Raw genomic sequence first — 19,346 nt, 5'->3', positions numbered from 1 at the left:
AAGAACTTCCTTCAACGCTTCGGCCAGTTGCCGGAAAACCCGCAGGAGCGAACTCGTTCGCGATGCTTTGCCTGCCACCGCCAATCGTGGATAAATCCGCTCCTGCACCGGCGAGTCGAATCAGGAAGACTTGTAGGCCACCTCGTAGACCGACTTGGCATGTGGTCCGAGAAATACCCGCGCGTAGATGCGGATGATCGACAGGCCGACCAGGACGAAACTGAAGCTGGTCAAAAAGGCCAATCCGATCTGCCCTTCCTCGATATGCGCGAACATCAGGTCTTCGCCGATGAACGTCGGGCTGATCGGAAAACCGGTGGCGCACAGGCAACTCAGCAGAAATACGAAAGCGATCTTCGGATGCTGCCGGCAATGGCCATGGAAGCGGTCGAGATCGATATCGCCTTCGAGATGCTTGAGTCGCCGCAGGCAGAGAAGTCCGACGACTCCGGCCAGGGCCACGCCGCTCAGGTAAAGGTAACTTTCGCTGAAGCCGAAGTCGGCGTTGAAGGAAGTGGCCAGGGCGATCCAGAAGTGCGTCAGGATCGCCAGCAGCCAGGCCATCCGGGCGCGCCGGCGCTCGGTGAAGGACTTGAGCACCAGCACCGCCGCCATCGCCGCGAAGATCACCGGCAGGATTTCCGTGACCGCGCCGGGCAACGCCTCACGGTTGTAGACCAGGAACAGCCCCAGCAGATAGACCGGCACGAAGATGCCGACGACCCGCCAGAAGGTCAGGAAGTCCAGGCGCCGCCCCAGATTCTTCATGGGGTTCCACAACCTGCGGTACATGAAGGCATCCAGGTCGAACTCGCGCACCGAGAGCATGTAGAGCGAATACATGAACTTCTTCGGCAGCACCCACCTGGCATGGTGTTGCCGCGGCACGAAGTTGTAGAACTGCTCGCGGATCAAGTAGGCCACCACCGACGGCGAAACCAGCAGTTGGTAGGTGCGCAGGAAGGCGTTCCCGGCGAAGTGCACCAGGGCCAGGGCGTCGAAACCGGCGGCGATCTCGATGAAGATCAGACCGATCTGGGCGATGGAGGCGTAGGCGATCTGGCTCTTGATCGCCGACTGCGAGCGGGCGATCACCGTCGCGACGATGCTGGTGGAGGCGCCCAGCAGGCCGACGACGAGGCAGACGGACGGCTGGTCGCGCCAGAGCGGCGCGGTGCGCAGCAACAGGAAGACCCCGATGTGCACCGACAGCGAGCCGTAGAAAATCGCGCTCGACGGCGTCGGTCCCTCCATGGCCCGCGGCAGCCAACTGGAGAACGGCAGTTGCGCCGACTTGGCGGCGGCGGCCACCAGGATCATCAGCGCCATGAACACGCCGACCAGGGAGTGCGGCTGCAAGTGTTCGAGCACGAAGGCCCGGTCTTCGAGCATGTGGAAGCTGACGTTGGCGTGGAACAGGTGGTGCATCATCCACATCGCCAGCAGCAGGCCGACATCGCCGATCCGGTAGATGGAGAACACCTTGACCGCGTTCTTCACCGGCAGGTAGCGGTCCCGGTAGAAGGCGATCAGCAGGAACGAGGTGATCCCCAGCACTTCCCAGCCGGTGAACATGGTTTCCATGTTCCCCGAGAACACCACCATGTCGTAGCCGGCGTAGAAGAACAGCACCGTGCTGAAGAAGCGCTTATAGCCCGCCTCGCGGTGCATGTAGTGGCGGCTGTAGAGCAGCACCATGAAGGTCAGGAAGGTACCGACCAGCACATAGGTCGCAGTGATCCGGTCGAACAGGAAGTCGATGTAGAACTCGTAGCTGTCCGTGTGGAACAGCACGAAATCCTTCAACTCCAGGGTGGGAAAGCCGCGCAGCGCCCAGTACGCCAGGAACAGGACGAAGCCGGCGAGGTTGACGCCGACCGTGACCAGCGCGGTGCGCGAGATCCGTTTCTCGTCCCGTTCCGGGTGGATCAGGCTGATCAGGAAGCCGATCAGCGGTAGAAAGATGAAGATCTGCAGTGCGGAAGCCATGGCGACTCCTAGCTCAACGCGAGGACAGGCAGGTTGTCCGCCTGGGTTTCGAAGAGTTTTTCGAGGTCCGCGGCGACCTCGAGCCGTTCGGTCAGCGCTCGGTACGGCTCGAAGATGCCGTCCCGGAAGCGGAACAGCTCGTGGGTCTCGGGGTCGACGACCGTGAGGTTGAGCCATTCGTTGGCGAACCACTCCCAGGTGGCCGGCTGCTGGCGGATGGTGTTCAGGACCACTGCGGGGAAATGCTCGACGACGATCATCATTCGCACCGGGTGGTGCACCTCGATCATCTGGCTCGGCAGGCCGGGACGCAGGTCGCCGTCGTTGCCGTTGGCCACGCCGATCAGGCCCATCACGTTGTGCGGCAGCTTGCTGCCCGCCCCCAGCTTCTGGTTGTCCACGTGGGAGAAGAAGTACTCCAGGTTGATCCCGCCGCAGACTGGCGCCGCGGCGCGCAGGATGCCGAGCAGGAACCTGCCGTCCGGATCGACGCGGTAGTCGTAGGAGTTGAGGAACGATCGGCGGTCTAGGAACAGCTTACGACTCAGGAAGCGGCGCCCGACGATGCACAGCGCGTTGGTCGCGTGGTTCAGCTCGGGGCGCGGCTCGAACAGGGACACGGCGCGCGCCTTGACCGCCTCGTGCACCCGCTCCGGCGACTGCTGGCTGTCGGTCAGCTCGAAGCGGCGCGAGCGCTCCTTGGCGTTGAGCGCCAGGGCCTTGTCGAATACCGCCGCGTTGGCCCGGTGCCGGGCGCGGCTATCGGGGCTGAGCGAGTCCTCGTCGTAGAAGGCGATCTCGTCGCGGGTGGTGTCGTGCAGCGCGCCGACGAACTGGGTCGCCGCCGGGATCTCGATGCCCTTGCCGGCGAGGATCGCGCGCACCTCGGGGTGGTTGAGCATGAAGCAGATCACCCGCGCGTTCACCGAGCCCGGCCGCCCCGAACAGGCCCCGCAGTCATAGGCGGCGTAGTGCGGATTGTTGGTGTTGCTCGCGCCGTGCCCGACCACGTAGACGATGGGCGCGAAATCCTGGGTCAGGCCGATGCTGCCCAGCAGGTTTTCCGCGCGCTCGGCCATCTCCGCGACGCTGAAGCCGATCTGCAGGCCATCCTCGCGGTCGTCCGGCGAACGGTTCAGGATGGTCAGGCTGGAGGCACGGTCCATGTGCCGGAAGGACGAGGCGCCGAGCGGGCTCGCCGAGGGCTTGAGGATGCTGTCGAAGAGCTTGACCGCCGACCAGAAGCCGAGGGTCTGCGAGATCACCCAGCCGCCGAGCAGATCGTGCGAGTGTTTGCTGAAGTGCGGCTCGGCCTCGAGCCTGTCCCGGCTGCCGGTTTCCTTGATCAGGTATCGGGGCTCGATCGATCCCGGACATACCTTGGTGTGGGATTTGGCGTTCTCCGGCTTGAAGTAGAACTCCACCCCGAAGAAGCCCGGTGTCCCGTAGGTTTCACAGTGCGGATCGAGGCTTTCGATGTGCCGGCGGAACGAGCAGATCCGGTCGTCGATGCAGAACAGGCCCTGGAAGCTCTTCACCGGCAGCGCCGGGCTTTCCGCGGGCTGGCGCTGGATGGCGCTCAGCACGGGATCGTAGAAGCTCCACTCCAGCGCCTCCTGCCAGATCGCCAGGGCGTCGTGCAGCTCGGTGCGCGGCACCTCGGCGAGGATGTCCAGCGGCTCGCCGCCCAGCTCCGCCTCCAGCGGGCTCCATTGCTCGTCGAAATGCTCGTCGAGCGCGTCGATCTCCAGGAGCAACTCGAAGACGATCAGCTCGCGCAGGCCGATCCTGCGGCTGTCGATCAGGGTATCGGGCTGCGCTTCGATCACCGTGACCATGCCCGACCAGCCCGGATGGGCGAACTGCTGGTCGAACAGGTAGCGCTCGAACAGCGCTTCGTCGCGCACCAGGAGCTTCAGCAGGCCGGCGATGGAACAGTCCTGTTCGAGCAGCAGCCGGCGCGCCCGCTCGCGGCGGAAGAAGCTGGTGAAGCTGTGGCGCTCCAGTTCGCGGATGGCGCACAGGAAACCCTCGCCGCCGGACGGGAAGGTCCACATCGAGATGCCCTGGTCGAGATAGCTGCAGAGAATGCGGAACAGCAACGGATGCACCAGCGAGTCCAGGTCGATCCGCAGGTTCTTCTTCCAGTTCGCCCGCACCGCACCGATGCGCGGCAAGGGCGGCGGCGCGAAGCTGCCCGCGACGACCTTGGTCTTCCAGAGGTCGGACTGATCGCCCTTGTGGCGACGGACGACCCAGTCCAGCACGGCCGGCGTTATCTCGCCGCGATGATAAAGGTCGCGGTATTTATCCAGTTTCAAAGACAGGTTGTATCCGAAGATACCCGAGGCATTTCTCGCCGCATCGTGGAACTTCGAATCCTGGAAAGCATGCAAGGTATTGTGGTGAACGAAATCCTTCAGCGGAGCCTGTTTCGGAAGATAGTGCTCAAGCTCGTGCAATACGGTCGCCTCGTCGAAACGAGCGGACTGCACTGGATTTTCTGATCTGGCGCTCATCGATTCATCTCCGGAGGCCATCGGCATGTTTCAAATGGCCCCGAGAAAGATTGAACAAAGCCGTATCCCGCCGGTCCTTCGAAGACGAAAAGCCCCCGAATGGCATATCCGGACAAGACGGGCCATTTCTCTACCTGATCCAATTTGATGCCGTTACCGGCGAAGCCTCGTCAAAGAGAGCTTCTTGTTATTAGATTGACGACCTGCTTCTCATCATTCCGCTCGGGAAATAACGCCATGCACTCCGAAGAGCGCACGGGGCATTTCCGATGAACTTTCCCTCAGCCGATTCGTGAAAAAATCGTTTATTCCAGGCCCTTCCAACGGGCGGTCCAGAGCCTCCCAAAAATGTATTTCAGGATATTACAAGAAATTCTCGACTGTTCAACAGAGGCACGTTGCATGCCAATCGATAGCAAGGAAAGAATATGAAAGTTATATGTCAGGATAAATTGACTGGTAGTTATGTGAAAAACGTCGCTCGAGCGGAGCGCCTGTTCCCGTTTTTCGAAGAACCGCGCCAGCGCCCCGCACGACGATGACTCTTGGCCATCGGGAAGATTGCGGGCCGGGCCGACCGACGGAGTCGGGGCCCCCGTCGATCGGTACGCCCACGACCGGGAAAACGGCGTGGCCGAACGCGGCCCGCCGGCACTCTGGCCGAGGCCCTGGAGTCAATCCGCGGGAAACGCCTTGAGAAGCGGCTTCAGCGCCTGGTCCAAGCGCTGCTCGGCGTCGACCAGGGCCTGGCGCCAAGCCGTGCATAACGGTTGGAGATCGGCCTCCTGCCCGGCCCGCTGCAGCCACTGTATGCAATCGTGCCAGTCGCCCAGGGCCGATTGCGCCTCCTTCAGGCGCTTGGGCGCCTTGTCCGGCAGGTCGGACAGATCGGGATAGACCTCGGCGGCGTAGCGTACCCGCTTGATCCGCACGCGCAGCCGGTGGCGGTCATGGTTCGGATCGCGCAGTTCCCTGCCGAGCTTGCGCCGCTGCTTCGCCAGCTCCTTGCGGATGTGCTTGCCCAATCCCTTGAGCTTCCCTTCCCGCCTGGCCTCGCGGCAGATCGCCGGCCAGGCGGCCAGGGCGTTGCGCAACAGCAGCCACTCGGGACCGGCCAGCAGGGCATCGTAGCCGGCTTCCAGCCCCTGCCGGCGGGACTCGCCCAGCTCCGGCCGTTCGCGCGCCGCCAACTCCTGGATCAGGACTTCGGTATCGCGCAAGGACGTGCTCCGATGACCGACGGCGGCGGCGACCTCCTCCAGCGCACCGATGTCGGGAAGGTCGCGCAGGGGACGCAGAATGCTGCGCAGGCGACGCACGGCGACGCGCAGATCATGCAACGCCTCGCCGTCGCTGCGCGCCTCCAGACGCTTGCCGCAAGCCTGCAACTCGGCCTCCAGGGCCACCATCTGTTCGATCAGTTCGTCGACGAGCATATCCCTGTACTCCTGCGGCCGGATCGGCCGAACCCATGCATCATTCGAACGGGCGGGCCGGGCGCTGTCGAGACCGGCCGGCCAGCGATGGGAAGCCGGCAGCCGCGTGCAGTCGCTCGACGAAAGCCTCCGCCGCCCACCGACCGGCAGCCATCGAGCCAGACCGCGCAACCGGCCTATCCGACGATTTGCTCGATGGTGATGCGCATGGGCGCCGCCTAGAAATGGAAAAGACGTCTCCTGGCCCGGATGCTAACCAAGCCGACTCGTCGCCGACAGGCCTCCATTGGCGAAAACGCCTCCATGCCCATCAGTGTGGCTCATGACGCAAGCGTTCGAGGCGCTCGAGAAGATCCTGCGCCACCTGTTCCCCCATCCGTGCCGCGCCGGCGTACAGAACGCCCTCGTTGCCGTCGAGGGTGAGCGGATCGCCCTCCCGCAGCGCCAGCCCGCCGATGGAGAGGCTGCGATCGGCCTCGTCGATCGTCAGGCTGTCGCAACCGACCAGGCAGACCTTGCCCAACTGACGCGCCACCACCGCGGCATGGGAAGTGCGCGCGCCCCGCTGGGTCAGCAGGCCGTCGGCCAGGTGCAGGGCCGGCAGATCGCGCGTCTCGGCATCGCGCCGCACCAGCAGCACGCTGGCGCCGGCCTCCTTGCGTGCCCGTACCCGCGCCTCGTCCAAGGCGATCTCGCCGCACACCACGCCGCCGGCCGCGCTCGTCGCGCGGGCCAGGGGCTCGACGGTCCGGCCGGCCTCGCTCACCAGCCTGCGCACCGCCAGCGCCCGGGCATCCAGCCCCCGGGTCCGTTCGAGGGCGATGCGCCGCGGGATCAAGCCCTGGTCGCAGAGATCGAGGGCGATACGCGCCGCCGCCTGCGGCGTGCGTTTGCCGTCGCGGGTCTGCAGCAGGTAAAGCTGGCCGTCCTGCACGGTGAACTCGAAGTCCTGCATATCGCCGAAGCCCTGTTCGAGCTGCGTCATGGTCTTCAGCAGCGCTTCCCAGATCTGTGGTGCCACGGCGGCCAGTTCTTCGTGGCTCTGGGCGCGGCGACGGCCGCTGACCACGTCCTCGCCTTGGGCATTGAAGAGAAAATCGACCCAGGGCGAGGGTTCGCCGCTGCTCGGGTCGCGGGTGAAACCGACTCCCGCCCCGGACATGCCGCCGGCATTGCCGAACACCATCCGTTGCACCGTCACCGCCGTTCCCGGGGACGCGGGCAACTCGTGCAACTCGCGGTAGGCGCGGGCCTTGTCGCCGTACCAGGAGGCGAAGACCGCGACGACCGCCGCGCGCAACTGGACCTGCGGGTCCTGCGGGAAGGCTTCGCCGGCCTCCCGCGCATAGGTGGCCAGATGGCGCTTCGCGATGTCGCGCAGGGCGGCGAAATCCAGCTCGTGCTCGTCGCCATCGCCGCGCACGGCATCGAGGTCCGCTTCGAAATGCCGCCCGTCGATACCGGCGACCACTTCGCCGTAGCCGGCGATCAGACGGCGGTAGGCGTCCCAGGCGAGCCGGGGGTTGCCGGTGAGCCGCACCAGACCCGGCAGGGTCACCTCGGTGAGCCCGATATCGAGTAGCGTATCCATCATCCCCGGCATGGAAACCGGCGCGCCCGAGCGCACCGACAGCAGCAGCGGGCGCCGCGCATCGCCGAAGCCGAGGCCGCTCTCCCGCTCCAGCCGCTGCAGCGCCTGCTGCCAGAGACATGGGTCCGGCGCTTCCCGGCCGCACCAGCCGGTGCCGATGACGAAGGCCGCTGGCACGGGAAGTCCCATCGCCGCCATGCGCGCCAGGTTCCAGGCCTTGAACCCCAGGGAAGCCGGCGAAGCCTCCTCCGGCAGGGTCACGCCGGCGCCGATGGACAGGACCAGACGCAGCGGATCGCGCTCCTCCACATCCCGATGCGATTCGCTCCGCGGATTCATATCTCGCCTCCCAGCCGGTTGAACGACAGTTTGCGCAGACCGTAGCCGGTGGCCAGAAGCGCATCGGTGGACTGCTCAAGGGCATTGGCGAAATCGGTGCTCAGGCTCAGCGTCGCGCAATCGGACACATGCTCGGCCAGCACCCGCCGGACCTCGCGCAACAGGCCGTCGCACTGGCGCTCGGCATTGAGGACCCGCCACAGCGCGGCGACGAACTCCTCGTGGTCCGCGCCGCTGCTCTGCTCGTTCAGGGTGCTGGCGACGGCCAGCGCCTTCACCTGGTCCTGCATGGCCGCCAGGACGCCATCGGCCAGGCGCTGCATCGTCTGCTGCACCTCGCCCTGCCAGCCCCGGTGATGGCCGTCGGCGATCAGCGATAACAGAAAAATCGCCTCCTCCAGGAAATCCGCCACATCGTCGGCCCGCTCGATCAGGCGGCTGAACGGGTCCCAGCGCGGGTGGCGTTCGGCGCGGCGACGCGAATGCATCACCAGCAGGTCGGCCTGACGCTCCCACTCCTTGGCCCGCTCGGCGAGCCTGAGCGCCGCCTTGCGGTCGTACTGCCGGCCATGGGCGAGCGCATCGCGCACCCCCATGGCCAGTTCATGGCAATACGCCGCATGCTCGGCCAGCAGGTCGAATTCGTCGCGCCGCCTGAGCAGGTAGCGGACCAGCAGCAGCCGCGTCTCGTCCTCGATCAGCGCGACGGGCTGGCGCTGGCGCATCGCCTGGCTGGCGAGCTTCAGCACCTCGACCAGGAAGGCCCTGGCCTGGGTGGCGCCCATCACCTGGTCGAGGCGGTCGCCGACATGGAAGTAGTCGGCGCCCAGGGCCTGCATGGCGGTGTAGATCAGGCGTTCGCCGCCGGCCGCCAGCCAGCCCATGTGTCCCGCTCCGCACCTGGCCGCCTCGGCGAGCACGGTCACCGCGTCGGACTTGTCGACGAACTGCTGCAGGCGCTTGCGGGCGCGGTTCCAGTCGATCAGGAAGACGATCCGCGCGCCGATGTCCTCGAGCGTCCGCTGCAGCCCCGCCTCGTCCCGGCAGGCGAAGGTCGCGGTACCGACATGGTAGGCCTCGCCCGCGTTCAGCCCCGCGGTGGTCCGCGTCTCCAGGCCGGACCAGTCGGCCCCGAGTTCGGCCAGCATGGCGCGGAAAAAGGCGAAGCGCTGGCGGTGCAGGTCGGAGTAGGTCAGGGAGATGCGCAGCCCCTCCACCTGAATCACCAGCACGTGCACGTCGTTGGCGCCGATGTCGTTCTGCAGCAGCAGGCGGCCTTCTCCACGGGTGGCGGCGGTATCCAGGCCCGGATGCTCCAGCTTGAGCGCGCGGGTGCGATTGAGCCCGCGCATGAAGGCGGCCACCCGTGGCCGGTCCTCGTCGGCGAGTTCCCAGACGTGGGCGCCGTCGATGGTCTCGCTCGACAATTCGGCCGCCAGGTGGTTGAGCGCCTTGTGCAAGTCCATCACCAACAGGTGCAGACTGTCCTCGCCATCCTGCCTGCCGCTGGTCAGCGCCTTCAGCCGCGCCGCCTGCAGCCGGTCGTCGGTCAGGGTGTCGAGCCAGGCGCACCAGTGCTCCACCCGGCTGCCCAGCGCGGATTCGGCCGCGCCTTCGAGCAGTGGCCGGGCCATGATGCGCAGATCGTCCCGCAACAGGGCGGCGACACGGGGTAGATCGGGAATGTGCAGGTCCCTGCCCTCCCGGTAGGCCGTACCGGGCAGATCCTTGAGCCAGGCGGCGCCGACCTGCGCACTGGCCAGTTCATGACCCAGATTCGGCGGCGGCGTATCCGGCTGCTCGGCATGGGCCCGGGCGACCTGCAACACCGTCAGGTACAGCTTCAGGCGGTCGTTGGCCGCCAGCGCCGCGGTGACCCAGGCCGGACGCAGCAATTGCATCTGCCCCAGAGAGGCGACCACATCGACTTTCTCCATAGCCCCCTCGAATCCGAACTCGCCACGCTTGGCATCGACCCAGGCTATAACGGCCAAATTTCAGTTCCGTGGCCAACGCCGGCCCGCCGACGGACGGCAATGCCCGGCTGCCGGGCCGAGTCGGGCGTTTCGCTTCGGGCAGGGCTGTGGCATCGCGCTTCGCCTGCGGACAAAAACCGGCCCGTTCGAGGATTTGTACCTGCCCTGCATGAAAGACAGGCCAGGAGCCTGGGCTCGAGCGCCGGCGGGAGAGCGCCCTGCGCTCGGCCGGAAGCCTCGAAAACACCGGTTCTCAGGCCTTCTTACTTAGGACGGTCGAGCTTGACTTTCGCCGGCTTGAACTCCCCGACGCTCGACCAGGATTCGGCATCGAACTTGAACTCGACGACGGAACAGGTCGGCAGGCGGCCGATCTTGCCCGAGAGACGCCTGGCCAGCTCGGCCAACTGGGGATTATGACCGACCAGCAGCACGCTCTTCAGCTTGTCGTCCTGGGTTCGGATGATGTCGAGCAACTCGTCCGCCTGACAGGCATACAGCCGATCGTCCGTCTCGATGTCCTTCAGGCTGTAATCGAGAAGCCTGGCGATGCCTTCCGCCGTCGCCAGCGTGCGCAGTGCCGGACTCGACAGGATCAGATCGGGTTTTATCGAGCGCTTCGCCAGCCGCCTGCCCATTTTTTCCAGATCGCGCCTGCCACGCTCCGCCAGGGGTCGGTCGCGGTCGGAAAAGGCCGCGCCTTCCTTGGGCGATTTCGCGTGACGAATAAGAAACAATTTTTTCATCAAGAACCCATCCGGCAAGGCCTTCACGACGACACTGACAAGCTAGTCCAGCCTCATCGCCTTGCAAGCCGGACTTACGAAAGGCGAGCCGGGCCGGCAGGCGGATGTTCGTGGCGGCGACATTCCTTTCACCTGCGAACTACTATGGTGGGCCCATTTTCCCCAGGAGCCTGTCACCTCATGCGTTTATCCAAGCCCCTTCCCCTGATGCTGCTGCTGAGCGCCCTCGCCCTCCCCGCCGTCGCCGCCGAGTCGCCCGAGCGGGTCTTCGGCTGGATCGAGAAGGGTTCGATCGAACCAGAGAACATCCCGGTGAAAATGAAGCTGGATACCGGCGCCCTGACCTCCTCCCTGGACGCCAAGGATCTGCAGCGCTTCGAGCGCGACGGCGACGAGTGGATACGCTTCGACGTCGAGGTGACCGACAAGGACACCGGCAAGCTGATCGATTCCAGGTTCGAGCGCCGGGTACTGCGCAACGTGAAGGTCCGCGGCGCCGGCGGCGCGGAACGCCGGCCGGTGGTGAAGATGCAGATCTGCATCGGCAAGCAGATCTACGAGGAGGAGTTCTCCCTGAACGACCGCGGCAAGATGAACTACCCCGTATTGATCGGCCGGCGGACCCTGGGGCACCTGGGCGTGGTGGACGTCTCCCGGACCTTCACCGTCGATCCCAAATGCTCCCGTGGCAGCGCAGCCAAGGCCGACTGAGCCCGCCGCCGGCGAATCGGAGCGAACGGCATGCTACGGCTTATCCCCCCTCCCGCGCCCGAGAAGAGCGCCGGAGGAGAGAGGGAGCCGAAAGCCTGCCGGGCGGATACTGCACGAAAATGCCCCCGCCCGAGGTGCGGGGCATCAGCGCTGCAGTTCCTCCCAGTCGGGCAGGATTCCCATGTCGCGCGCCCACATGGCCAGATCGACGTGCCTGGCCATGACGACATCCCGCGCGGTATCCAGCGCATAGAAATCACCCAGCTCCGCGTATGCCCGGGAGCCTTCCCGGCAGCGGCAGAGCTGCTGGTTGTCCTGTCTGAGCAGACGGTTGATCCTGGCCAGCAAGGCCCGCTCGGTCACCTTCACCTTCATCGGAACGACCTCCTCTTGGGGTGGAGAAGCTAGGGCGTGTCATCAATTGTTTCCCACGTTGCGACGGAGCCCGCGTTGGCACGGGGCAAGGCGCGAGGAGAGAAGTTTGGTCATTCCAAACGAACGACGAACAACGCCGCACTGCGCCAAGGTAGGCCCGTCCCTCGGGGTTGCGCCGGAAATGGAGCCATGCGGCGTTGCAGGAATAACCATTGCCTGCAGGCTGCGCCTCGCCGAACGCGGCCCGGCCCCATTTCCGGCGGCAACGCAACCGGGGAAATAATTGATGACACGCCCTGATACCAGTGTGCAGCAGCAAAAGAGCGGGCAGGCCCGGATGCGACGAGCGGACTTCGCGCCCGCACCGGCCCGGCCGGAAGCCTCCGCATGCAACATTCGCCTGCCGTGCCCGCCGGCGGCTTGCTACAGTATCGGCCCCGCCACTTCCGAGAATCCTCCCATGCGCATCCTGGTCATCGAAGACAACCGCGACATCCTCGCCAACGTGCTCGACTATCTGGAGCTCAAGGGCTACACGGTCGATTGCGCCCAGGACGGACTGAGCGGACTGCACCTGGCGGCTACCGGGCAGTACGACCTGATCGTGCTGGACATCATGCTGCCGGGCATCGACGGCTACCAGGTCTGCGAGCGCCTGCGCCGCGATGCCGGCAGCGAGACGCCGATCATCATGCTGACCGCCCGCGACGCCCTGGACGACCGCTTGCAGGGCCTGAACAGCGGCGCCGACGACTACCTGCTCAAGCCCTTCGCCCTATCGGAACTGGTGGCGCGCATCGAGGCGGTGCTGCGCCGCACCCAGGGCAGCCGCAAGCGCCAGTTGCAGGTCGGCGACTTGATCTACGACCTCGACACCCTGAACGTCAGCCGCGCCGGCAAGCAACTGCGGCTGAATCCGATCGGCTACAAGCTGCTGGCGATCCTGATGCAGAAGAGCCCGGCCGTGGTGCGCCGGGAATTCCTGGAGAACGCTCTGTGGGGCGACGACCTGCCGGAGAGCGACAGTCTGCGCAGTCATATCCACCAATTGCGCCAGGCGCTCGACAAGCCTTTCGACAAGCCCCTGCTGCACACCATCCACGGTGTCGGCTACCGCCTGGCGGAGAACCCGGACGCGAATTAGGGCGTGCCATCCATTATTTCCCCGTTGCGAGGAAACAACGGATGACACACCCCAAGCAGCCTTTCGCCCGACGCATCGTCATCGCCTTCACCCTGATGACCCTGGTGGTCAGCGGCTTCTTCTCCCTGAGCATCGTCGCCATCGTCCACTTCGTCGAGCGCCACCTGGTCTCCCAGGAACTCAAGAGCGAACTGGACACCGTGATCAACCAGGACATCAGGCAGGGCCATATCCCGCGCCTGGACTCGGCCACCCGCTTCTTCGCCTCGGACCTGCCGCCCTACGCCATCCCCGAGTCGCTGCGGCATGCCGAAAAAGGCTTCAGCGAACTGCGCGAGGGCGAGCGCGCCTACTACATCTACGTGATGAAGCGCGACGGCCAGACCTACATGCTGGTGGAGGACCAGAGCGAGTTCGAGGCGCGCGAGCAGATGCTGTTCCGGGGGATCCTGTTCAGCTTCCTGCTGAGCGTGGTCGGCGCCTGGCTGCTCGGCCTGCTGCTGGCGCGCAAGGTGATCGCACCGGTGATTCGCCTCGCGCGCCAGGTCCGACACCGCGACCAGTTGCTGCCGCTGGCCCCGCCCCTGGCGCCGGAATACCCCGACGACGAGGTCGGCCACCTGGCAGCGGCCTTCGACAGCACCCTCGGCCAGTTGCGCCAGAGCCTGGAGCGCGAGCGCCTGTTCACCAGCGACGTCAGCCACGAGTTGCGCACCCCGCTGATGGTCATCCAAGGCTCCTGCGAACTGCTGCGCGAAACCGAACTGCCAGCCCAGGCCAACCGCCAGGTGGAGCGGATCGGCCGGGCCGCCCAGGAAATGCACGAGCTGGTGCAGACCTTCCTGATCCTCGCCCGCGCCCGCCGCGAAGAGGCCGCCAGCGGTGGCAGCGCCACCCTGGCCAGCGTGGCGGAGGAGCAGAGCCGGCGCTGGGGACCACCGATACGCGCCAAGGGCCTGAACTTCGAACTGGTCGTGGAGGACACCGACAGCGCCTCCTACAACCTCACTTTTCTGAGCACGGTTCTCTCCAACCTGCTGCGCAACGCCCTGCACTACACCGAGAACGGCACGGTGCGGCTGATCCTCGAGAAGGGCGGATTCCGCGTCGAGGACAGCGGCGCGGGCATTCCCGCCGAGCACCGCGAGCGCATCTTCCAGCCCTTCGTGCGCGGCGAGCAGGCGCGTGGCGAGGGGCTGGGCCTCGGGCTGTCGCTGGTCAAGCGGATCTGCACGCACCAGGGCTGGCAGGTACGAGTGAGCGACCTGGAGCCGAGCGGCAGTTGCTTCCGGGTCAGCCTGAAATAGCCGCTGCGACGAACGGAACGCCAACGCCGCCATCCTTGTCATTTTTTGGTCACCTTCCAGCGGATTTCACGGTAAAATCGCCACCATCTTCCCCCAGCCCAACAAACTCTTGCCATGTCGAGAACACGCATCAGCGGACTGGAACTACCACGCCAATTCGGTCAGACCCAGACCGCACAACGCCTGGCCAGGCATTGCGACCGTCTTGTCCGGCAACTGTCCCACTGGCGTGACGGACAACTGGTCCGGCGTGCACTGAAGCAGGCCGGCGAACCCAACCTGATCCTGGACCTGCCGTGCGGCGCCGGTCGCTTCTGGCCCCTGCTGACCGAGCATCCCGAACGGGTAGTGCTCGCCGCCGACAGCTCGGCGGAAATCCTGTCGATGGTCGAGGCCAGGCACCCCGACGAGGTGCTGGCCCGGGTGCGGACCTTCCAGGCCGCCCCCGTCGCCATCGACCTGCCCGACAACGCGGTCGACGGCATCCTCTGCATGCGCCTGCTGCACCACGTCGCCGACCGCGACAGCCGGCTGGCCATCCTCCGCGAGTTCCACCGGGTCAGCCGCGACAGCCTGATCGTCTCCCTCTGGGTGGACGGCAACTTCAAGGCCTGGCGGCGCCGCTACCTGGCGCGGCTGCGCGCCGCCCGGGAGGGTCGCGAGGAGAAGCGCAACCGCTTCGTCATCGAGCGCTCGACCATCGAGGCCGAATTCCGCGAAGTCGGCTTCGACATCGCCGGGCACCACGATGCCCTGCCCGGCTATGCCATGCGGCGCATCTATGTGTTGCACAAGAGGACCTCAGCGTGAACGAATCGATCGCCTTGCGGCCGTTGGACTCCTTCGTCGGCACCTTCCAGTCCTGGTGGAACCGCCAGGGGGAATGGGTCGAGGAACCCAATGCCCGTCGTGCCGGGGAAAGCGGCGTACAGCGCCTGAGCGCGTTCAGCGTGCCGCTCTACAGCAAGCGCCAGACCGGGCACCTCTACCACTCGCTGCGCTACCCCCTCGGCCGGCCCACGGTGCTGCGCGAGCAGGACGCCTTCGAGGCCATCGGACGCCTCGGCGTGCGCTTGCCGAAGATCGTCTTCTGCTCGGCGCGCAAGACCGCGGGCAAATGGCAGGCCCTGCTGGTCACCGAATCGCTGGAAGGCTTCGTCAGCCTGGATGCCTGGTACCAGGGCGACGCACGCCAGCGGTGGGGCGACGCGGTCCACCGGCAGATGCTCGAACAACTGGCCCTGACCCTCAGCCGCCTGCACCGGGGCCGCTGGGAACATGGCTGCTGCTATCCCAAGCACATCTTCGTCAAGGTCGAGGAATGCAACGGACAGCCGCAGGTGGAGATCGCCCTGATCGACCTGGAGAAGAGTCGTCGGCGCCTGCGCGTCGCCACCGCCTCGCGCCGCGACGTGGACCAGTTGCGCCGCCACAGCCCGGCCATATCGCCGGCCGAATGGGCCTTCTTCAAAGCCGCCTACGACCAGGCCATGGCCGCAGGCTGATCCTTCGGAAAGGGCGCCGGGGGCTCCTGCCCGCAGCGCCCCTCTCGCCGTACCGGAGCCCTATCCCGGAAACATCCTCGCCCCCAGGAAGTCGATGAAGGCCCGCAGCCGGGGCGAAACCTGTCGCCCGGAAGGCCAGAGCAGGTAAAAGTACCCCGTACCCTCCATGTAATCGTCCAGCACGCTGCGCAAGCGGCCTTCGGCCAGGGCGCCGCGGATGGCGAAGTCGGGCAGGCAGGCGAGCCCACGGCCACGCTGCGCGAAGCACACCCGCGTCTCGATGTTGTTGCAGACCATGGAGACGGGCAACTGCGGCTCGGGCTCGTCCGGCAGCCGGCGCAGCGGCCAGGGTTCGAGCTTGCCGGTGTTGGAAAAGCGATAATGCAGGCAGGCATGACCGGCCAGGTCGGCCGGACGCCGGGGAACGCCCCGGCGTTCGAGGTAGTCGGGCGAGCCGACCACCAGCAGGCGGAAGGCGCCGAGCCGCCGGGCCGACAGCCGCGAATCGGACAACTGGCCGGTGCGCACCACCACATCGAATCCTTCATCGATGACGTCCACCAGACGATCGGTGAAATCCAGATCCAGCTCGATCTCCGGGTACTCGGCCATGAAGTCGGCCAGTACCGGCAGCACCAGCGAGCTGACCAGCGGCAGACTCACGCGCAGGCGCCCGCGCGGCGCCCCGGCGGTGCGCGAAAGCGCAAGTTCCGTCGCCTCTATCTCGGCCAGGATGCGCCGACTGCGTTCGAGGAACAGCGCCCCTTCCGCGGTCAGGGCGATGCTGCGCGTGCTGCGGTGGAACAGGCGCACCCCCAGTTTCTCCTCCAGCCGCGCCACCCGCTTGCCGACGGCCGAAGCCGAGATTCCCAGCACCCGGCCGGCCGCGACAAAGCTGCGCGTCTCGGCGACCTGCACGAAAACGATGAAGCCGCTCAGACTGTCCAGGGGTGCTTTCATTACGGACATTTCGTTCCGGATAATCAGGAACTCTACCCGACTTTTTCCGGAGCGGACGCGCTTCTATGGTTTCGCGACCTTCCGAAACCAAGGCAAGCCCATGTCCATCCACGCCGATCGCTTATCCCGAACAGATCGCACCGAAGGCCTTCCAGAACGCGTCGATGCGCTCATCGATACGGCGCTGGCCGAACGGTGCCTGGCCGGCGCCGCGGTGCCATTGTCGAAAACGCAGAACGGGTCTATCGCCGCGCCGCGGGTCTGGCCGACCTTCGGCGTGGCGCTGACCGACACCGTCCCTGCAGACATGTCCGGCCGTGCCGTCGGCGCGTTGCGCGATACGCTCCATCGACCGGGCGGGGTACGGGCATGAACCAATCGCAACACTCGCCCGGCGCCGTATCGGACTCCCGGCAGCCCGCCAGCACGACCGTTGCCGAGCGACTTCCCCTGTCCGCCCTGCTGGCCCTGGCCATGACCGGCTTCATCGCCATCCTCACCGAAACCCTCCCGGCCGGACTCTTGCCGCAGCTCGGCCGGGGACTCGACATTTCGCAGGCGCTGGCCGGCCAGTTGGTCAGCGCCTACGCGCTCGGCTCGCTGGTTGCGGCGATTCCCCTGATCACCCTGACCGCCGGCTGGCGACGAAAGCCGCTGCTCCTGCTCGCCATCGGCGGTTTCCTGCTGTTCAACAGCATCACCGCGCTGTCGTCCAGCTACCCGCTCACACTGCTCGCCCGCTTCCTGGCGGGCGTCGCCGCCGGCCTGGCCTGGGGCCTGCTGGCCGGTCATGCGCGCCGCATGGTGGCCGCCCCACTGCAAGGGCGCGCCATGGCCATCGCGATGGTGGGCACGCCGCTCGCCCTTTCGCTGGGCGTACCGGCGGGAACCTGGCTTGGCGCCCTGGTCGGCTGGCGGATGGCCTTCGGTCTGATGTCCGGGCTGACCCTGATCCTGGCGGTCTGGGTACTGCGCAAGGTACCGGATTTCCCCGGGCGGGCGGCCGAGCGGCGCCTGGGCATACGCCAGGTCTTCGCGATCCCCGGCGTACGCCCGGTCCTGCTGGTGATCCTGCTCTGGGTGCTGGCGCACAACATCCTCTACACCTACATCGCGCCCTTCCTGGCGCCGGCCGGCATGAGCACCAGCGTGGACCGGATTCTGCTGGTGTTCGGAGCCTCGGCCCTGCTGGGCATCTGGATCGTCGGCCTGCTGATCGACCGCTGGCTGCGTGCCCTGGTGCTGCTCAGCCTCGGCGGATTCGCCCTGGCATCGCTGGCGCTGGGCTTTGGCGGTACGCAGCCGGCCGTGGTCCACGCCGGCGTGGCGGTATGGGGCCTCATCTTCGGCGGTGCGGCGACACTGCTGCAGACGGCTTCGGCGGATGCCGCCGGCGAGGGCGCCGACCTGGCCCAATCGATGATCGTCACGGTCTGGAATCTCGCCATCGCCGGCGGCGGCGTGTTCGGCGGTCTGCTGCTGGAAACCGCCGGCGTGGGCGCTTTCCCCTGGGTGCTGCTGGGGCTGCTCGCGGCCGCCCTGCTTTGCGCCGGGATGGCCAGGACCCACGGCTTCAGGGCAGAACCGCGACAGGTGCGGGCGGACTGAGCAACGGCCGACAGCCGGGGTACCGGACAGGACCGGTACCCCGGTTGTTATTGTGGGAAAATATATCCATCTGCCATCACCGAGTTCTTTCATAGACGACGTGGAACATATATCCGGAAGTCGCGCAATATATGCCCCCGCTTACGAGTGAAGATAAATGTAAATAAACTTTTAAATGTAAGTATTTGTTCGACGAAAAGCCTGCAACGTCCCGCCCGGACAGGAGTCGACGGCATTTCCGGGAGAAAACATCAATCGGTTGCATTCAGTTTCATTTGCCGGGTGGATTCAATCTTTCAATTTTATTACGTTGTCATCGTGCATCGCGGTGGCCGAATAGACTGGCCACCACCAATTCCTGTTCGACTCAGGAGGCATGACATGAACAACCGGAACAACCGAACAGTACGTGCCGTGCGTAGAAGTGGAAGCATCCATACCGCTCGAAGATACCGCACCCGGCGGCCGTGGCGGACAACGCTCGCGAACGGCGCGCAACAGGCCCGGAACCCACGCCTGGCGCCACCGTCAGCCCGGCCCGCGGCCAGCGCACGACACCCCATGAGCCTCGTCTAGCACGGGCACGGTCGGCCGGCCCCTTGTCCGGCGACCTCTCGCAACCTCACGAAATTCGGTGCCGAGTCATGAACTCCGCATCTTCGAGATTTTTATTGCCTGTCGAAATATCGCCTATGAAACCGAAGACGAAAACCACGAAACTTTTCATTGCCATGATCGTATCCACGACTGCCTCCCTGGCCATGGCCGATATCAACCACAGAAACTCCAGCAATACTGAAATCGCCCATCCATCGACCGTCGAAACAATGCCTTACAAATACAATATGAATCTGGATATCGCCGAGCCCCTGGAGTTCGAATATCTCCGTACGGCGCCGGCCCATTGCGGCCCCATTCCGGCCAGAATGACTTACAAGGACTCGACCGGTGCGATAAGGACCATCGAATACTTATATCCGGATACGAGCGGCTGTACGGATTGAGGTTATCCGTGGCATTCGAGTCACTCCGGCGCACCGGCCACCGCTCCGAACGAAAGCGGTAGCCGGTACGCAATCGCTTCCCGCCCGGGCCGACCGGCGGCGTTTCGCTCACCTCGATCGGACGCCCGGCCCGGCT

The 19,346-nt window shown here is 65.7% G+C and carries 16 protein-coding genes; 8 read left to right on the top strand and 8 right to left on the bottom strand.

Annotated features, from left to right (window positions below; genetic code table 11):
* Positions 1-120: 120 nt before the first annotated feature.
* The 6 genes from AVCA_RS08175 to AVCA_RS08150 all read right to left on the bottom strand — a co-directional run bounded on the left by AVCA_RS08175 (position 121) and on the right by AVCA_RS08150 (position 10,623).
* Positions 121-1,989 (bottom strand): proton-conducting transporter transmembrane domain-containing protein, encoded by a 1,869-nt coding sequence (locus AVCA_RS08175; protein ID WP_012700411.1) that lies wholly within the window; start codon positions 1,987-1,989, stop codon positions 121-123.
* A gap of 8 nt (positions 1,990-1,997) precedes the next feature.
* On the bottom strand, positions 1,998-4,535 hold the full coding sequence (locus AVCA_RS08170) for a YbcC family protein (protein WP_012700410.1): 2,538 nt from the start codon (positions 4,533-4,535) through the stop codon (positions 1,998-2,000).
* A gap of 647 nt (positions 4,536-5,182) precedes the next feature.
* Positions 5,183-5,944, bottom strand: a complete 762-nt coding sequence (locus AVCA_RS08165; RefSeq protein WP_012700409.1) for a CHAD domain-containing protein — start codon at positions 5,942-5,944, stop codon at positions 5,183-5,185.
* Positions 5,945-6,254: 310 nt separating this feature from the next.
* Positions 6,255-7,874: a PEP/pyruvate-binding domain-containing protein gene (locus tag AVCA_RS08160; protein WP_012700408.1), complete on the bottom strand. Its 1,620-nt coding sequence runs from the start codon at positions 7,872-7,874 to the stop codon at positions 6,255-6,257.
* A complete protein-coding gene (locus AVCA_RS08155) occupies positions 7,871-9,868 on the bottom strand; it encodes a DUF47 family protein (RefSeq protein ID WP_236616365.1) in 1,998 nt (665 codons plus the stop codon). The genes AVCA_RS08160 and AVCA_RS08155 overlap by 4 nt, the downstream gene beginning before the upstream one ends.
* 245 nt (positions 9,869-10,113) lie before the next feature.
* Entirely contained in the window at positions 10,114-10,623 is a 510-nt protein-coding gene (locus AVCA_RS08150) for a SixA phosphatase family protein (RefSeq protein ID WP_231876285.1), read from the bottom strand.
* A 153-nt stretch (positions 10,624-10,776) separates the two neighbouring features.
* Here AVCA_RS08150 and rloA3 point away from each other — a divergent pair, with 153 nt between their 5' ends.
* Positions 10,777-11,307 carry a retropepsin-like aspartic peptidase RloA3 gene (gene rloA3 / locus AVCA_RS08145; protein WP_156483653.1) on the top strand — a complete coding sequence of 177 codons (531 nt, stop codon included), beginning with the start codon at positions 10,777-10,779 and terminating at the stop codon, positions 11,305-11,307.
* A 144-nt stretch (positions 11,308-11,451) separates the two neighbouring features.
* On the opposite strand, the gene AVCA_RS08140 is transcribed toward rloA3, so the two are convergent.
* Complete coding sequence (locus tag AVCA_RS08140) at positions 11,452-11,682, bottom strand: hypothetical protein (RefSeq protein ID WP_012700404.1); 231 nt, start codon at positions 11,680-11,682, stop codon at positions 11,452-11,454.
* A gap of 460 nt (positions 11,683-12,142) precedes the next feature.
* Here AVCA_RS08140 and AVCA_RS08135 point away from each other — a divergent pair, with 460 nt between their 5' ends.
* The 4 genes from AVCA_RS08135 (at position 12,143) to AVCA_RS08120 (ending at position 15,638) form a co-directional block, all read left to right on the top strand.
* Positions 12,143-12,826, top strand: coding sequence for a response regulator transcription factor (locus AVCA_RS08135; RefSeq protein ID WP_012700403.1), 684 nt, complete (start codon positions 12,143-12,145; stop codon positions 12,824-12,826).
* A gap of 41 nt (positions 12,827-12,867) precedes the next feature.
* The gene (locus AVCA_RS08130) at positions 12,868-14,133 is read left to right on the top strand and encodes a sensor histidine kinase (protein ID WP_012700402.1); all 1,266 of its coding nucleotides are present in this window, start codon (positions 12,868-12,870) and stop codon (positions 14,131-14,133) included.
* A 114-nt stretch (positions 14,134-14,247) separates the two neighbouring features.
* Entirely contained in the window at positions 14,248-14,943 is a 696-nt protein-coding gene (locus AVCA_RS08125) for a class I SAM-dependent methyltransferase (protein ID WP_012700401.1), read from the top strand.
* Positions 14,940-15,638: a lipopolysaccharide kinase InaA family protein gene (locus tag AVCA_RS08120; RefSeq protein WP_012700400.1), complete on the top strand. Its 699-nt coding sequence runs from the start codon at positions 14,940-14,942 to the stop codon at positions 15,636-15,638. Before AVCA_RS08125 ends, AVCA_RS08120 begins: the two co-directional genes overlap by 4 nt.
* Positions 15,639-15,698: 60 nt before the next feature.
* Here the strand turns inward: AVCA_RS08120 and AVCA_RS08115 are convergent, their stop codons facing one another.
* The gene (locus AVCA_RS08115) at positions 15,699-16,586 is read right to left on the bottom strand and encodes a LysR family transcriptional regulator (protein ID WP_085930867.1); all 888 of its coding nucleotides are present in this window, start codon (positions 16,584-16,586) and stop codon (positions 15,699-15,701) included.
* 112 nt (positions 16,587-16,698) lie between these two features.
* Between AVCA_RS08115 and AVCA_RS26370 the strand changes: the two genes are divergently transcribed.
* The 3 genes from AVCA_RS26370 to AVCA_RS08100 all read left to right on the top strand — a co-directional run bounded on the left by AVCA_RS26370 (position 16,699) and on the right by AVCA_RS08100 (position 19,210).
* Complete coding sequence (locus AVCA_RS26370; RefSeq protein WP_041807099.1) at positions 16,699-16,971, top strand: hypothetical protein; 273 nt, start codon at positions 16,699-16,701, stop codon at positions 16,969-16,971.
* Positions 16,968-18,206 carry an MFS transporter gene (locus AVCA_RS08105; RefSeq protein WP_012700397.1) on the top strand — a complete coding sequence of 413 codons (1,239 nt, stop codon included), beginning with the start codon at positions 16,968-16,970 and terminating at the stop codon, positions 18,204-18,206. The genes AVCA_RS26370 and AVCA_RS08105 overlap by 4 nt, the downstream gene beginning before the upstream one ends.
* A 692-nt stretch (positions 18,207-18,898) precedes the next feature.
* Entirely contained in the window at positions 18,899-19,210 is a 312-nt protein-coding gene (locus AVCA_RS08100) for a DUF2790 domain-containing protein (protein WP_231876284.1), read from the top strand.
* Positions 19,211-19,346 lie beyond the last annotated feature (136 nt).

The organism is Azotobacter vinelandii CA (genome assembly GCF_000380335.1).
GTDB lineage: Bacteria > Pseudomonadota > Gammaproteobacteria > Pseudomonadales > Pseudomonadaceae > Azotobacter > Azotobacter vinelandii.
Note: the sequence above shows the minus strand (reverse complement) of the source record. Positions and strands in the feature narration are given on the sequence as shown.

What these genes read in the sequence shown, in the direction of transcription:
- AVCA_RS08175 (WP_012700411.1), bottom strand. Translation starts at nt 1,989, where the DNA reads ATGGCTTCCGCACTGCAGATCTTCATCTTTCTACCGCTGATCGGCTTC.
- AVCA_RS08170 (WP_012700410.1), bottom strand. Translation starts at nt 4,535, where the DNA reads ATGCCGATGGCCTCCGGAGATGAATCGATGAGCGCCAGATCAGAAAAT.
- AVCA_RS08165 (WP_012700409.1), bottom strand. Translation starts at nt 5,944, where the DNA reads ATGCTCGTCGACGAACTGATCGAACAGATGGTGGCCCTGGAGGCCGAG.
- AVCA_RS08160 (WP_012700408.1), bottom strand. Translation starts at nt 7,874, where the DNA reads ATGAATCCGCGGAGCGAATCGCATCGGGATGTGGAGGAGCGCGATCCG.
- rloA3 (WP_156483653.1), top strand. Translation starts at nt 10,777, where the DNA reads ATGCGTTTATCCAAGCCCCTTCCCCTGATGCTGCTGCTGAGCGCCCTC.
- AVCA_RS08140 (WP_012700404.1), bottom strand. Translation starts at nt 11,682, where the DNA reads ATGAAGGTGAAGGTGACCGAGCGGGCCTTGCTGGCCAGGATCAACCGT.
- AVCA_RS08135 (WP_012700403.1), top strand. Translation starts at nt 12,143, where the DNA reads ATGCGCATCCTGGTCATCGAAGACAACCGCGACATCCTCGCCAACGTG.
- AVCA_RS08130 (WP_012700402.1), top strand. Translation starts at nt 12,868, where the DNA reads ATGACACACCCCAAGCAGCCTTTCGCCCGACGCATCGTCATCGCCTTC.
- AVCA_RS08125 (WP_012700401.1), top strand. Translation starts at nt 14,248, where the DNA reads ATGTCGAGAACACGCATCAGCGGACTGGAACTACCACGCCAATTCGGT.
- AVCA_RS26370 (WP_041807099.1), top strand. Translation starts at nt 16,699, where the DNA reads ATGTCCATCCACGCCGATCGCTTATCCCGAACAGATCGCACCGAAGGC.
- AVCA_RS08105 (WP_012700397.1), top strand. Translation starts at nt 16,968, where the DNA reads ATGAACCAATCGCAACACTCGCCCGGCGCCGTATCGGACTCCCGGCAG.
- AVCA_RS08100 (WP_231876284.1), top strand. Translation starts at nt 18,899, where the DNA reads ATGAAACCGAAGACGAAAACCACGAAACTTTTCATTGCCATGATCGTA.